This is a genomic window from Acaryochloris sp. CCMEE 5410 (genome assembly GCF_000238775.2).
In the GTDB taxonomy this organism is placed as follows: domain Bacteria; phylum Cyanobacteriota; class Cyanobacteriia; order Thermosynechococcales; family Thermosynechococcaceae; genus Acaryochloris.
The window spans coordinates 1,451,650-1,466,199 of record NZ_AFEJ02000001.1 but is presented as its reverse complement, the minus strand read 5'-3'; the positions used below and the strand labels follow the sequence as shown (position 1 = coordinate 1,466,199).

The following is a 14,550-nucleotide window of genomic DNA, read 5'->3' as shown; positions in this document are numbered from 1 at the left end:
GAGTTCAGTTTTTGAGAATCAGTGGACAAGTATTAGGAAACGTAGCTAGGCGCTGGTTTCTGCTTCAGCAACCCTAACACTCTTTCTGCCACTTGAGCAGGGGTAAGTCCCAGCTCCGCTTTGGATTGATCCGGTGTGGCATGCTCTACCAATTGATCTGGAACGCCAATGCGAGTCACAGGGGCCAGCACTTGATGGTCCATCAGGGCTTCTAAGACAGCCGAGCCAAAGCCACCGGGCAAACAGCCTTCCTCTAGGGTGACCACCTGGCCAATTTTCTGAGCCAAAGGAATAATTAACTCTGTATCCAAAGGCTTGGCAAATCGAGCATTTACCACTGTAGCCCGCACACCATGCTCCGTCAGCATATCCGCCACTTGAGAGGCTAAGTTCACCATCGTGCCATAGGCCAGTAGCAAGACATCATCGCCATGACGCAAGGTTTCTGCTTTACCAATGGGTAACGGTTCCCACCCTTCTTCCATCAGGCCGACACCCAGGCCACTGCCTCGGGGATAGCGCATCGCAATGGGGCCATCGGTATAATTGATGCCCGTCACTAACATTTGCTGCAGTTCGGCTTCATCTTTAGGCGCCATCATCACCATATTCGGGAGGCAGCGCAGGTAGGCAATATCGTACATGCCTTGGTGGGTGGGTCCATCGGCACCGACGATACCGGCACGATCTAAGCAGAAGAAGACGGGCAGGTTTTGGATACAGACATCATGAATAATTTGGTCGTAGCCCCGCTGCAAAAAGGTGGAATAGATAGCGACAACGGGCCGCATCCCTTCACAGGCCATCCCGGCGGCTAGGGTGACGGCATGCTGTTCAGCAATACCGACATCAATATATTGTTTTGGCAGTTTGGCTTGTAATTTGTCTAACCCTGTTCCCGTAGCCATGGCTGCGGTGATGCCCACGACCCGAATGTCGTTTTCCGCCATTTTGATTAGGGTTTCAGCAAACACCTTGGAATAGCTGGGCGGCTTGGGTTTGTTCGATGGCTTGGCTTTACCCGTTTCTAGGTTGAACGGACTTTGGGCATGGTAGCTGACTTGGTCTTGCTCTGCGATCGCATATCCCTTACCCTTCGTGGTGGCCACATGCACCAACACAGGACCTTCATGCAAATGGGCTTCCTTAAAAGTTGCCAGCAGCTCCTCCAGGCTATGGCCATCTACAGGGCCCATATAGGTAAAGCCCAGCTCTTCAAATACCGCACCAACCTTGGAAACCGCCAAGCGCTTCATACCGCCTTTCAGCCGCTTCAAATCGGGAGCGACCTGCTCCCCAAAGGGAAGCTGCTTCAGCTGTTCTTCAAAGTTATCGGACAAGAACTGAATCGGAGGACTCAGACGCATCTTATTTAGATAACGAGACATGGCGCCCACATTGGGAGAAATGGACATGTCGTTATCGTTTAAGATCACGAGCATCCGAGTATGAGGAAGGTGCCCCGCATGGTTAATGGCTTCCAGGGCCATCCCACCCGTCATTGCGCCATCGCCAATGACTGCGACTGTTTTAAAGTTTTCTCCCTTGGCATCTCGGGCCAAGGCCATTCCTAAAACCGATGAAATACTGGTGGATGCATGTCCCGCACCAAAGTGGTCAAACTTGCTTTCCCGACGATTGAGATAACCCGCAACACCATCTTTCTGGCGTAGGGTATGGAACCGCTCGTATCGTCCCGTAATCAGTTTGTGGGGATAGGCTTGGTGTCCGACATCCCACACCACTTTATCTTGATCCAAATCTAAGGTTTGATAGAGCGCTAGGGTCAGTTCAACAACCCCTAACCCCGGTCCTAAATGGCCACCGCTCGTCGCCACAGTGTCTAAATGCTTTTCCCGGATCTGATTAGCAATTTGCTTCAGTTCCGAAATAGATAACCCGTGCAACTGGTTAGGGTGGACAATTTCACTCAGATGCATACCGGAGTCGTCTCCCGTCAATTTGCTTGTTTCGCTATCCTCTACTGTAGTCGATTTCAGGCCGTCGCGTTGATCACATTTTGAGAATTGATCCCCACTCGCTCAATTTATTCGCCAAGGATCAAAGCCGATCGAGAACAATTTTTATGTGGGTGTCGGTTAATTATTCGATTCCCAATAACCGATGATATCGAGTCCACCACCGGTTCAACGGGAAATAAACCACTGGAGCCCATAAGCTACTGAGAATCCCAGAACTTAGGGCCGTTTGCCGCAAATGCAGCCACACATCCTCTAGTCGATGGGTCCCCCCTAGGCCAAACTGAATCGCAGCCACAGCCTCCACCATCAGAGCCATCCCAAATACGATTAGGGCGATGGAGATAAAGTCTTCCTGGATAAAGCGTTTTTTGTTGATGCGTCCTGTCAGCAACCCCACTAGGGCTAAACCCACCGTATGGGTCGGCTGAGCCGCCGTCAGACCATCTTGAATCAGCCCCAAACAAATACCCGCCACAATGCCCTGGAGCGAGGAGCGCTTAATACTCCAGGTCACCACCCACACCAGCAACCAATTCGGCCCCACCCCCGACAGCACCATAACCGGCAACCGAAACAGCAGCATCAAGGCACAGATCATCACCGATCCAACCACGATGGCAGCATTCCAAAGATTAAGGGGAAGCGGGGACTGTTTTCTGAAGGAGAGAGGTTTGATCATTCAGGTATACGCTAACCCATTCCAGCTTGCTAATCGGGACTGCCAATTCAACAATGGCCTGAGGATTGTAATTTTGCTCTAATTTCAAAGTCTTAATTTTACCGACTGGCAGCCCCGGAGGAAATAGGCGACTGAGGGAAGAGGTAACCACTGCATCTCCCACTTTCACATCTGGATCTTTGTCAAAGAAGGTGATCAGAGCTTCTGTACTGGACTGGCCTTGAAAGATGCCCATGTGGCGGCTCCGGGTAACGATCACCCCAATGCGGCTCGTTGGATCGGTAACCAATAAGACTCGACTAGTATTTTGAGAAACAGCGGTCACCCGGCCCACTAGTCCCCCCGGAGCAAATACCACGGAACCCACTTTAATGCCATGATTTTCGCCTTTGCTCAGGGTTAACTGTTGCCACCAATTATCCCCACTGCGCCCCAGTATTGAAACTGCGATCGCTTGCTTGCTTTTCACACTTTTATGATCAACCAGCTCCTGGAGGGTCTGATTTCGAGATTCCAGATCAGCCAGTTGCTGACGGAGCTGTTTCGTTTGGGCATCCACCAGCTCTTTTTGCCTAACAGCATCCGGCTGCACCGGTCGATGGGCAAACCGAAAGACTTCCAGCAAGCCCACCCCTTGAGAACGGCTAAATACCCACGCTCCTCCTAGGCACAAAATAGCTAGGATTAACCCTAAACGATACCGTTCCCACCAACGAAACAGAAAAAGCATTGACAATCAAACTAAAGAACGGATCCCCCGACCGGCCTGAGAACTGAATCAGCCCCCCAACCCAGCACTCAATAACTGGCTTGATTGTATAGAGGCATTAAAGATGAATCAAATCACCTTAACTCATCTGTTATGAGCCTAAATGGGGCAGTGAGGACGTTTCTCCGTTTGAGAGTATCATCCTGAAGGTCTCTAAATCAGCCCAATGACTTAAAGAACAGTCGTTGGGTTAGAAAATACACGAGAAAACTGCTGGAAGTTCTCCAAAACCAGACCCGTGCCCATCACAACACAACAGAGCGGATCAGACGCAATGTGAACCACAATCCCCGTCTCATGGCTGATCAACTTATCTAACCCCTTTAGCAAGGCACCACCCCCCGCCAACATAATGCCGCGATCCACAATATCTGCTGCTAATTCAGGGGGCATCCGCTCTAGGGTCCGCTTCACGGCTTCCACAATGGAAGAGAGAGGCTCCGTCATGCTTTCCCGAATCTCAGGTCCCTTGACCAACACCGTTCGTGGGAGTCCAGATAGGAGGTGGAGTCCTCTAACCTCCATATTGGCATCATCATTATCGTTGGTAGGATAGGCCGAGCCAATGCGGATTTTGATATCTTCAGCAGTCCGTTCACCAATCACCAGGTTATGGACTTTTTTCATGTACTGAGCAATCGACTCGGTCAATTCATCTCCCGCAACCCGAACCGATTCACTGATCACACTGCCTTGCAAACTCATCACCGCAACTTCGGTGGTGCCCCCTCCGATATCGATGATCATATTTCCAGTCGGCTCATCCACGGGGAGTCCTGCCCCAATAGCTGCAGCCACTGGCTCATCTAGCAGGTGAACCTCTCGGGCCCCCGCTTGGCTGGCGGCTTCCATAACGGCCCGTCTCTCTACGCCCGTCACACCACTAGGGATACCCACGACCACACGAGGAGACACTAAGCTTTTACCCCCATGAACCCGACGGATAAAATGCTGGAGCATCAGTTCAGCTTTCTCAAAGTCTGCAATCACACCATCTCTTAGGGGGCGAATTGCAACGACATTACCAGGGGTACGGCCTAACATCATTTTGGCATCAGCCCCTACGGCTAGGGTTTGCTTTGTGACTTGATCGACTGCAACCACTGAAGGTTCTTGCAGCACAATCCCCTTACCTGATACATATGCCAGGGTGTTTGCTGTACCAAGGTCAATGCCAATATCCCGAGAGAAGCGACTGAAAAGGCCCACTATTTCCTACCTTTGAAGAATTTATAACTAGGTTATTTTATCTGCACTTAAATTGTAAACGTGCTGGATTCTATTACGTTTTTATCAAATCGTCCAGTTTTGTTGGATATTTATTAGATTTCTCCTTCAGATCACGGATTACCCTCGGAGCTGTCCCAGCTTTAAATTCAAAATCGATAACCCAAAGATCAGCAGGAATAATACGAGCCCCATAGCGCAGGCATAGCTATAGCCATTGCCCACTTCCGAAAAAGCCTGTTCATATAAATTAGCCACAATCGTAATCGTACTCCCCAAAACGCCGCCTCCAGGGGTCATGACATAGACTTCTTCGAACACCTTGGCAGCTGAGATGGCTGAAATGACGGACACTAGCATTAGATAAGGCTTCATCAAGGGAATGGTGATATCCCAATGCTTTTGCCAGCCATCTGCCCCATCAATTGCGGCGGCCTCATAGAGATCTGGGGGAATTGCTTGTAACCCCGCCAAATAAATCACCATGTAATATCCCAACCCTTTCCAAACCGTAACCGCCATCACGCAGTAAAGTGCAATATCCGGATTTTGCAGCCAAACGATGGGTTCGCCGGTCCAGCCCAACTGACCAAGAATCGTTTCCATTAGCGGATTCTGGGTAATCAGACGAATACCTTGATTCAGCAAGCCACGCTCATCGTATAGCCACTTCCAGGCAATGCCTGCCACCACCATGGAAATCACAACTGGGGTGTAATAAGCGGCGCGGAACCAATGAATTCCTTTCAGTTTCTGATTGACAAGAATCGCTAAGCCCAAGGGCAGGATGACCAAGATGGGAACGACACCAATCAGGTAAATCAACGAATTCTTCAAACTTTGCCAAAAGACATCGTCCGTCCAAAGCCGCTCAAAGTTACCCAGACCAATCCATTCTGGGGTTTGGCCCAGGGTCTCAAACTGCGTAAAACTCAGATAAAACGCTTGTAGCGCTGGCCAAAATACACTCAAGCTGAGAACACAGAGGGCAGGGGCTAAGAAGAGATAAGGGGCCGCAGTGGACCAAGACAATTTGCGGAGGGACATGGGGTCTCTTACTGGCAGAGGACTGAATTGAAGAGCAAAGCAAAACCCCGAGAACGGGACGATATTGAGTCTATATCGATCTACTCGGAAGCAGCGTTATATAGCTGAAAAATTTCATGAAAAGTTTGCTTGAGCTTCGATTGAAATCCTGCAGGAGGAGGGGTGTTGCCGAGAAAGGTCCAATCGCCGATGGTTGAGAACCGCCATCGTTGACTGCCAAACGGACCAAAACAGGAGGCTTCAATGCCAATCAAACGGTTGTCATGCATTCGTAGTTGAACCAGAGTATGTCCTGCAGGCAAATTAAACCCCATATCGATGGAATAGGGATCCACCCATTCCAGGGTATCGGGGTCATTGGTCCAAGGCTTCAGGTTGGCTTTGACATCAGGGAACTGCCGCTTAAATAAGTTAACAATGGCAGCTATTTTAGTGGCAGATTCAGGGTTTGTGACTTGCTCAGCCGCATTCATCTGGACCGCTCCTTCAAATGATCTGAATCCTACTGGGCAGGGTTAAGCCGAATGAGATTGGCTTAACGTCTTTACAATACTTTAACGGGACTCTCAATATTAGCAAGGGTTCAGCCGAACAAAGGAGCTGATCTCAGGGCTTTAAATGACCCTGGCATTTTCACTCCGAGACTCAGCGACGGTTTTTCTTAGGTGGCAGCAACACCCCTGAAATGAACCCACCAGACTGCTGTGCTACCTGCCTTTATGGAAAAATGCTATCGTGTCGCTGTCCCCCGTTGATGCAAGGGTCATGAACCGGCTCTGCCCCTATTGTTTTTATCAAAATGAGCCCGAACAGCAGAGTACCTGTGCTCAATGTCAGCAAGACTTAACTGACATCCCTTGCTGTCAAAATTGTGGCGCGACCCAACTTGAATTTGCGCGATATTGCTATCATTGCGGCCTGAGGCTTTTGCCTGCAAATCTCATTGCCAAGAATAGTTTTACCTATCTTAAGAACCCCTATCCGGGTCTAAAAGCAGTGAATCTAGGCCCTGAAAGCGAGTTCGTTGAACAATTGGATCCTCATGCAACCCAGTTTCAGCAAGAGTCTCTTCGCCTCCTGCATGTTCAATCTGGAACCCTATTGGCCTTGCCAGCTCAGATCAACCCTATTTTGATTGGGAAGGCTGGGGCAGGACGTTATCCTCATATTGACGTACTCGATTTTCCCAATTCTGAGGTGGTCTCGCGGCAACAAGCGTGCCTACATATGGTACGGGACCAATGTGCGATCGCAGATTTAGACAGCACTAACGGCACCTATATTAATGAGGTACCGTTGCCCACCGGCCACCAACACCCCCTACAATTCGGCGATCGGATCAACTTTGGCCCCTCTGATAAATTCACTTTGCTGTTTATTCGGGAGTTACCCATCAACTTGAAACATCTTCAAACGGTTTCAGGTGGAGATGGAGAATTTGAGCATGAGATTTTAGAAACCTATGGGCAACGGGCCCAGCAAAGCCTAGAGCAAATGAAAGCGGCCTTCGCAGAACAGGATCAAGAACGGTTGGTCTCCACAGCCGAAGACTTAACCCTTGCTAGCCATAACGTTGGCGCCCAAGTGGTGCATTTACTCGCTTCTCAATTTCAAACGCCCCCTCAATACAATGCTGCCCATTTTCATCGTCAACTCTTGAAGGTGATTGAAGAGGCACTCCAGAAAGTGCGATTCTTTACTAAGGTTTACTATTAGCCTGCCTTTTAACCACTCGATATTCGCCCCATCCATCCCTATGCTCAACGTTGATTCCCAACCCGCCCTCTTGGTTCTAGCTGATGGCAGTTCCTATCGCGGGTGGTCCTTTGGCGCACCTGGCACTGCAGTGGGGGAAGTCGTTTTTAATACTGGCATGACCGGCTATCAAGAAGTACTCACAGATCCCAGCTATTGTGGACAGCTCGTCACCTTTACTTATCCTGAACTCGGCAACACGGGCGTCAATATTGAAGACGAAGAATCAGACCGTCCTCAAGTCAAAGGGGCCATTGCCCGCAATCTTTGTCACCAACCCAGCAATTGGCGGTCCACCCACACCCTATCCAACTACCTGCAACAACACCATATCCCTGGAATTTACGGCATTGATACACGAGCCCTAACTCGCAAGATCCGTTCCGCTGGTGCCATGAATGGCGCCATTTCCACTGAAATACTAGACTCGAACGCTTTGCTAGAAACGGTGTTGCAAGCTCCCTCCATGGAAGGGTTGAATTTGGCAGAGCGGGTCACCACCCATACCGCTTACGAATGGGTCGACCCAACCCCTATAGATTGGGAATTTAGCGAGTCCATTCCCCCTGCAGACTCAACTCAACCCCCTCTGACCGTCGTCGCCATCGATTTTGGGATCAAGCGAAACATCCTGCGACGCTTAGCAAGCTATGGATGTCGAATCATTGTAGTTCCAGCTCATACCTCTGCCGCTGATATTCTCAGCCATCAACCAGACGGTATTTTCCTATCCAACGGTCCTGGAGATCCAGCCGCTGTCACGGTAGGTATTGAAACAGCCAAAACCCTGATGGCCGAACAAAAGCCCATGTTTGGCATCTGCTTGGGACACCAGTTATTGGGATTATCTCTGGGGGTCGATACATTCAAACTCAAATTTGGCCATCGAGGGCTGAATCAACCGGCAGGACTACAGCAGCAGGTTGAAATCACTAGTCAGAACCATGGCTTTGCCTTGAGTGCTGAATCCATGGCCCAGGCCGAAGTGGAAGTTACCCATCTAAATCTCAACGATCAGACCATCGCTGGCCTAAAACACCAATCTTTACCGGTCTTCTCCGTGCAATATCACCCTGAAGCCAGCCCTGGTCCCCATGATGCGGATTATTTATTTGCACGGTTTGTGCAGTCCATGCTTGAGCATCGTTCAGGAAGCTAAGCCCCATTAAGCACCGTGACCAAAGATCCTTTATCTTCCCCTAGCTTAGCCGTTGAGATCTCTGGGGCAGGCTTCCCCATTCTCTGCTTACACGGCCATCCAGGCTCAGGCCAGTGCATGGGTATTTTTACCCATTTTTTATCAAAAAAATATAAAACTTTATCTCCTGATCTACGGGGGTATGGTCAGAGTCAAACCCGTGCGGCCTTTACCATGGAGGATCACCTTCAAGATCTGATCCACCTACTCGACCAAAATCATATTCAACAATGTTTGATTCTAGGATGGTCTTTAGGCGGCATTTTGGCGATGGAGTTAGCGGTCCGTTATCCTGAACGCGTCAGCGGGCTCATTCTAGTGGCGACAGCAGCCTATCCTCGCAGTAATCACCCTCCCATTACCTGGCAAGACAATCTCTTTACAGGTCTGGCAGGGATCATCAACTGGCTACGACCGGGCTGGCGTTGGAATATCAATCTGCTGGGAAAGCGCTCCTTGTTTCGCTATTTAATAGTGCAGCAAACCCCGAAGGCCTATGAATATTTAGCTCGCTACGCAGTTCCAGCTTTTATTCGCACTTCTAAATATGCCCAAGCGGCGCTCAATCAAGCTTTACGGCAGGGATATAACCAAGAGGAGCAACTCAAAGAAATTCAGTGTCCTTGCCTCGTATTGGCAGGGGCTCAAGATCGCCACATTACGCCAGCCTCTAGTCAAACCACTGCTGAACTGATCCCGATCAGTGAGTGGATTTGTTATGAGCAAACCGCCCATCTGCTGCCCTGGGAAATACCTGAACAGATAGAGCGAGATCTGCAGATATGGCTGAAGAAGACTCCTAGGGCCACTCTCAATTCAGTTGGGGATTGATTTTGACAGGGATAACGGGCTCAACATCGGGTTCATCACAAACCGTCAATTGGGTCGGTTTGCAGCGTTTGACATCCGTCACAATCGTTTGAGCCTGCTCAGCCTCTAGGTCCTCAATATAACCAGGTAAAGCCTCTTCTGCGTCTTTTTGACTGATAAAAGGGCCAAAAAAATAGATGCAAACCGGCGAAGATGTCTTGATTTCAACCCACCAGGCTAATCCTAAGCGATTATAGAATTCGGCAAAGCGGCTCGACAAATCTGTAGTGTTATCTTTTGTCGTCATGGTGAAAACATTTTCCTCTGCAATGCTAGATCCTAATTTCAAACCATCTCGGCTAATAGTTTAGGGTAGAGCCTCTTTATATTCTGTAACATCTGTATACGTCAAGGATGCAAATGGAGGGTTTCTACCCAACGTTGACGATAGACCTCATAAAGGGCCATACCCGTTGCTACAGACGCATTCAAGCTGGCTGTTTTCCCTTGCAATGGGATCGACACCATTTGGTCACAATGATGCTGAGTGGAAACACTCAACCCTGGACCTTCAGCGCCAATCACTAATACAGTGGGCTCTGTAAAAGTCACGGTATGGATAGATTGTGGTGCTGAAGTACTCAACCCATAAATCCAAAATCCAGCTTTTTTAAGCTGCTCAAGTCCCTGGTTAAGGTTAACCACCCGAGCAATCGCCAAAGTTTCTAAGGCCCCGGTCGCTACTTTAGCAACCACTGAAGTGACCCCCGCAGCTCGCCTTTGGGGAATAATCACCCCCTGCGCCCCTAAAGCCTCAGCCGTTCGAATCATAGCTCCTAGATTATGGGGATCAGTAATACTATCAGCAGCAATAATGACGGGTTTAGGGTTAGCAGCGTTAGCTTGCTCTATCAACGTCAAGATATCTAAATATTCATAGGCCGCCACTTGAGCAGCGATCCCTTGGTGGGTTGCTTGCTGGGTCAGTTGATTCAGTCGCCGATGATCCACCTCATCAATAATGGTGCCTTGAGATTTGGCTTGGTTGAGAAGACTATGAAAGCGGGGATCGTAACGGAGACGAGACACAATCCAAACCCGGTTTAAAGACCGTTGATGCTCCAGGGCTGACAGAACTGAATGGCGTCCATAGATTAAGTCTCCCTTCTCCTCTTCAACCTGGGCAGGCTCTTTAGGCAACACTCTAGGTTTCTGAGGTGGCCGTGAGGACGTCGATTGACGATGGGACTTTTTGGCTGATGAATAAGAGCGCTGTGGTTTGCGCGGCTTACTTTTACCGTGATTATTATGGGATGGCCGCGCTTTAGTCATAGGGATGAAACTCTCGAGCTACGGGACAAATACTACGTGCAGGGCAAAATTAAACTGAAGCTATTTTAAGCAGGATCAGGCGATGAGCGATCAAACTTAATTTGAGCTAGCAGATCTTCCAAGCGAGTGGTATCCGTAAGATAGAGATAACCAATCAAGGCTTCAAAACCCGTTGCGTATTGATAAGTCTCTAGATTAATTCTTTTAGGGCCTCCTGCCGCAGCATTTCTACCTTGCTTGAGGATTGCTTGCTCATCATCTGACAACAGAGGATAAAGGTCTCGAACCATTTCAGCCTGTGTCTCAGCCCGAACATAAGACACGACCTTCTGGTGATAGTCTCGCAACCGAGATGGAGGCAGAAGGCAGTAACGTCTTATATATAGCTCAAAGACAGCATCTCCGATATAGGCCAGTGCTGCTGGCGAAACTGACCGCACTTCTGCAAGAGAAAGGGACGCTGGTTGGAGGAATGGAAAGGGGAGACAATATAGCATCGCTGTTGCTCAGGTACTAAGCAACAAGGAGGGACATCAGGAATCTATTTTAGATATGATTTTTAACTGGATTAACTATCACGATGGGTTGAAAACGATAGCTCGAGTTATTTATCAACATTTGCGATCGCAGTATCCACGTTGGGTTGCAACGACAGAAAACTTTCCAATCGAACCAGCTTCACGGTTTGGGTCACTCTTGGATTAGAGACAATTTGGAATGATCCCCCAGCAGTTTGTGCTTTTTTAGCCAACTGCACGAGTACTCCCAAGCCCGAGCTGTCAATAAAGTCAATTTTGGAAAGGTCCAAAATAACGTGAAAGGGGCTGTCATCTAGACACTTGGTCATAACCTTACGAAAAACAGGCTCTGAAAACGCATCTAGTAAGCCTGTGAGGCGAAAAAGTTGGTATTTCTCCCTGATATCTCGTGTGCCTCGTAAGCTTACGGTCAGGGTTAGCTGTTCAGGAATAGTTCCCTCCTAGTACCAAAACGCTAAACAGATGATGAGGGTCCAGTATAGGGTCTTTGAGCAGTTCTTGTCCACTGAACCAAAGGAGAGGAAAAAGTACTCTAGGATGGCTCATTATTCTCTCAAAGTCTTAAAAATCGAGATCGGGATCAAGTCTCTTCTGAGCTTCAAATCTGGTGAGTTTATGGGGCAGAAATCAAGAAGATAAAATATCAATAGATATGGCTCACCTTAGCTTGATTTTTAGCACTAATGGGTCGTTCGATTGGAGACTAATCCTACCAACTTCTGGTAATGTTCAGGAACTTCTTGGTTAGGAATAAATTGATCAATTGGGGCTACCTCAGTCTTTTGAGATATTTTGTCCCATACAGATTTTTCTGAAGGAGCGTTCAAATCCTTCCCTAGCGATGAGGGATGAGAATAGCCAGACGTTAGGGACTGGTTACTAGACACCTCAGCGACAAAACTCCATAGCTTATGACTTATGGGCATCCTGTTCTCATCCAAGCTTGAGCCCATGTCTGGTTCAGACCTCTGTAAGTTTTGCTCCATCAGAAAATCAGCTTCTGGCTGATTCAATACCTTGTTAACTTCTGTCGCTACAATCGTTGATTTCGGTTGTGGAGTCTGCCTCTTACTCAACACGGGCGGTTGGAGTTTAGTCTGCGAGTCAACTGATGTGTCTGCTTGCTTAAACTTAATTTGCGGGAATTTGTGACAAATCAGGGCTTCGAATTCTCGGTTGAAGTGATATAGAGGCTGTCCTTTTCGCTTCCAATCAGCTAGCAATCCGCCCACAGAGATTGTTTTATACCGCCCTCGATACAAGGACTCAATCAGGGCCAGCCGTACCCATTCAGGGGAATAATCTCCAAACCAACGATCCAACAAAGAGTCTTGAGCTTGGCTCTCAGCTTCGTAGCAATAGTACGTCAGTAACCCCGTGGTGGTTGCCAGGATGGATTCTGCTGTTGAATCTGTCATTGATGCAATAGGTGAGAAGGACAGAGATAAACAAAATCAAACGGTTCTATAATGTCATCCAATGGATTGAACCGTTTAGTTCGCATATACAGTCTAATCAATTTAAGACGATTGCTGAGGCAGAATCAGGGATAAATCCTAAAGAATCTGGCGAAATCGATTTTATGCATTCAGCTATTCCCTGGCGGTCGGTATGATACGGATTGTGCCAATTTGTTCATTGCACCTAATTAAATCTATGTCAGCTGAACACGCTTCTCAATCTGCAATCGGTGTCGCCGTCGTCGGTACTGGGTTTGGTCAAAAGGTTCATATCCCCGCTTTTCGAGATTTTCCTGGGACCCAGCTCTTGGCGGTCTATAACCGAGATGCCGATAAAGCATCTGCGATCGCATCCGCAAACAACATCCCCTTTGCCTCTAATAACCTAGCTGAGATCCTGGGAAGACCCGATATACAGGGGGTTAGCATCTCAACCCCTCCCTTCCAGCACTACGAGATGGCAGAGATGGTGCTCAACTCCGGCAAACATTTATTTCTGGAAAAACCGACCACCCTTAATGCCGGGGATGCTCGCAAACTTTATCACCTGATGCAAAAGCAAAACTTGCAGGCAACCCTCAACTTTGAGTTTCGATTTGTGCCAGCCTGGATGCAGCTCAAAACCTTACTCACCCAAAACTACGTAGGTCAAACCCGACTGATCAAGATCGACTGGCTCGTCCCAGGACGGGCTGATCCGAATCGCCCTTGGAGTTGGCATGCTAGCAAAGAATTAGGGGGTGGCTCTCTAGGTGCATTGGCCTCCCATACCTTCGATTATGTTGCCTGGTTATTTGGGCCAGTAAAGCGGCTCTGTGCCCGACTAATCACCACAATTCCTGCTCGCCCTGATCCGGACAGTAGCAAAGCAAAGCTTGTGGATGCCGATGATACTTGCGTTTTGATGTTGGAGCTGCAAGATGGCTGTACTTGCCAGATTAATATTAGTGCGACGACCTATGCCGGTCGCGGACATTGGGTAGAAGTCTACGGAGATCGGGGCACCTTAGTTCTCGGTAGCCAAAATCCCAAGGACTATATCCACGGCTTCCAGTTACAAGGGAGTCAGTCTGGTGCTGAGTTACAAGACCTTCCTATCTCCGATTGGCTGCAATTTAAACAAACCTATCCTGACGGTCGAATTGCCCCAACCATGAGAGTCGTCGAGCATTGGGTAGAAATGATTCAAAAAGGTCAAGCCACCGCTCCCTCCCTCAAGGAAGGGATCTATTCACAACTGCTCATGGACTTGGCTCACCAGTCTCATCACCAAGCAGCCTGGGTGGATGTTCCCGACATAGACAGCTTCTTAGCAGAGTCCTAGGTCATTTTTCGGCCGTTTATAAATGAGCAGGCCTCATCCATGGAGAGGTGTTGGGAGGTAAGATAAATTACCCATTGCAAAGCGAAGTCATAACGACTATGATTTAACTATTGAATGGCACTCGCTTATGGCTCGCATCCTAGACCTCCCCCTTCAATCCATTCGTCGCCCCCTTTATCGGCAAAATGATCAGCAGCGAGTCGAAGCCTTAATGGTCTCCATTGCAGAAATTGGTCTGCAAACTCCGATTGAAGTCCTAGAAGTTGAAGGTCAATATTACGGGTTCTCAGGATGCCATCGTTTTGAAGCCTGTACTCGATTGGGACATCAGACCATTCGCTGTTGTGTTCGCCGTGCCCCACGCTCAGTACTCCAGCGACATTTAGCCTAACGTCTGAGTAGAAGCACCCCCTGTATTCCAGTATCTT

16 protein-coding genes are annotated in these 14,550 nt (G+C 48.7%); 5 read left to right on the top strand and 11 right to left on the bottom strand.

Going from position 1 to position 14,550, the window contains the following annotated elements:
- Positions 1-32: 32 nt before the first annotated feature.
- From dxs to ON05_RS06445, 6 genes are all read right to left on the bottom strand, one after another.
- Positions 33-1,940, bottom strand: a complete 1,908-nt coding sequence (dxs, locus tag ON05_RS06470; protein ID WP_010476766.1) for a 1-deoxy-D-xylulose-5-phosphate synthase — start codon at positions 1,938-1,940, stop codon at positions 33-35.
- 163 nt (positions 1,941-2,103) lie between these two features.
- On the bottom strand, positions 2,104-2,595 hold the full coding sequence (gene mreD / locus ON05_RS06465) for a rod shape-determining protein MreD (protein ID WP_010476767.1): 492 nt from the start codon (positions 2,593-2,595) through the stop codon (positions 2,104-2,106).
- Between the two features lie 19 nt (positions 2,596-2,614).
- A complete protein-coding gene (gene mreC, locus ON05_RS06460; RefSeq protein WP_029315422.1) occupies positions 2,615-3,391 on the bottom strand; it encodes a rod shape-determining protein MreC in 777 nt (258 codons plus the stop codon).
- A 210-nt stretch (positions 3,392-3,601) separates the two neighbouring features.
- On the bottom strand, positions 3,602-4,639 hold the full coding sequence (locus ON05_RS06455; protein WP_010476769.1) for a rod shape-determining protein: 1,038 nt from the start codon (positions 4,637-4,639) through the stop codon (positions 3,602-3,604).
- Positions 4,640-4,777: 138 nt separating this feature from the next.
- The gene (locus ON05_RS06450) at positions 4,778-5,704 is read right to left on the bottom strand and encodes a carbohydrate ABC transporter permease (protein ID WP_010476770.1); all 927 of its coding nucleotides are present in this window, start codon (positions 5,702-5,704) and stop codon (positions 4,778-4,780) included.
- An 80-nt stretch (positions 5,705-5,784) separates the two neighbouring features.
- Positions 5,785-6,177 (bottom strand): hypothetical protein, encoded by a 393-nt coding sequence (locus tag ON05_RS06445; protein ID WP_010476771.1) that lies wholly within the window; start codon positions 6,175-6,177, stop codon positions 5,785-5,787.
- Positions 6,178-6,439: 262 nt separating this feature from the next.
- Here ON05_RS06445 and ON05_RS06440 point away from each other — a divergent pair, with 262 nt between their 5' ends.
- Genes ON05_RS06440 through ON05_RS06430 form a run of 3 tightly spaced genes read left to right on the top strand, consistent with a single transcriptional unit; the run spans position 6,440 to position 9,488 of the window.
- Complete coding sequence (locus ON05_RS06440) at positions 6,440-7,420, top strand: FHA domain-containing protein (RefSeq protein WP_262561292.1); 981 nt, start codon at positions 6,440-6,442, stop codon at positions 7,418-7,420.
- 40 nt (positions 7,421-7,460) lie between these two features.
- The gene (carA, locus tag ON05_RS06435) at positions 7,461-8,618 is read left to right on the top strand and encodes a glutamine-hydrolyzing carbamoyl-phosphate synthase small subunit (protein ID WP_010476774.1); all 1,158 of its coding nucleotides are present in this window, start codon (positions 7,461-7,463) and stop codon (positions 8,616-8,618) included.
- Between the two features lie 15 nt (positions 8,619-8,633).
- Positions 8,634-9,488 carry an alpha/beta fold hydrolase gene (locus ON05_RS06430; RefSeq protein ID WP_010476775.1) on the top strand — a complete coding sequence of 285 codons (855 nt, stop codon included), beginning with the start codon at positions 8,634-8,636 and terminating at the stop codon, positions 9,486-9,488.
- Here the strand turns inward: ON05_RS06430 and ON05_RS06425 are convergent.
- The 5 genes from ON05_RS06425 to ON05_RS06405 all read right to left on the bottom strand — a co-directional run bounded on the left by ON05_RS06425 (position 9,469) and on the right by ON05_RS06405 (position 12,756).
- Entirely contained in the window at positions 9,469-9,774 is a 306-nt protein-coding gene (locus ON05_RS06425) for a DUF1816 domain-containing protein (RefSeq protein ID WP_012165418.1), read from the bottom strand. The genes ON05_RS06430 and ON05_RS06425 overlap by 20 nt on opposite strands.
- 101 nt (positions 9,775-9,875) lie before the next feature.
- The gene (gene rlmB, locus ON05_RS06420; protein ID WP_029315426.1) at positions 9,876-10,799 is read right to left on the bottom strand and encodes a 23S rRNA (guanosine(2251)-2'-O)-methyltransferase RlmB; all 924 of its coding nucleotides are present in this window, start codon (positions 10,797-10,799) and stop codon (positions 9,876-9,878) included.
- 65 nt (positions 10,800-10,864) lie between these two features.
- Entirely contained in the window at positions 10,865-11,296 is a 432-nt protein-coding gene (locus ON05_RS06415; RefSeq protein WP_010476778.1) for a Mini-ribonuclease 3, read from the bottom strand.
- A 107-nt stretch (positions 11,297-11,403) separates the two neighbouring features.
- Positions 11,404-11,769 carry an STAS domain-containing protein gene (locus ON05_RS06410; RefSeq protein ID WP_071819965.1) on the bottom strand — a complete coding sequence of 122 codons (366 nt, stop codon included), beginning with the start codon at positions 11,767-11,769 and terminating at the stop codon, positions 11,404-11,406.
- A gap of 249 nt (positions 11,770-12,018) precedes the next feature.
- On the bottom strand, positions 12,019-12,756 hold the full coding sequence (locus ON05_RS06405; protein WP_010476780.1) for a hypothetical protein: 738 nt from the start codon (positions 12,754-12,756) through the stop codon (positions 12,019-12,021).
- Positions 12,757-12,994: 238 nt separating this feature from the next.
- Between ON05_RS06405 and ON05_RS06400 the strand changes: the two genes are divergently transcribed.
- Both ON05_RS06400 and ON05_RS06395 read left to right on the top strand, forming a co-directional pair.
- Entirely contained in the window at positions 12,995-14,122 is a 1,128-nt protein-coding gene (locus tag ON05_RS06400; protein ID WP_010476781.1) for a Gfo/Idh/MocA family protein, read from the top strand.
- 127 nt (positions 14,123-14,249) lie between these two features.
- A complete protein-coding gene (locus ON05_RS06395) occupies positions 14,250-14,513 on the top strand; it encodes a ParB N-terminal domain-containing protein (protein ID WP_010476783.1) in 264 nt (87 codons plus the stop codon).
- Positions 14,514-14,550: the final 37 nt, after the last annotated feature.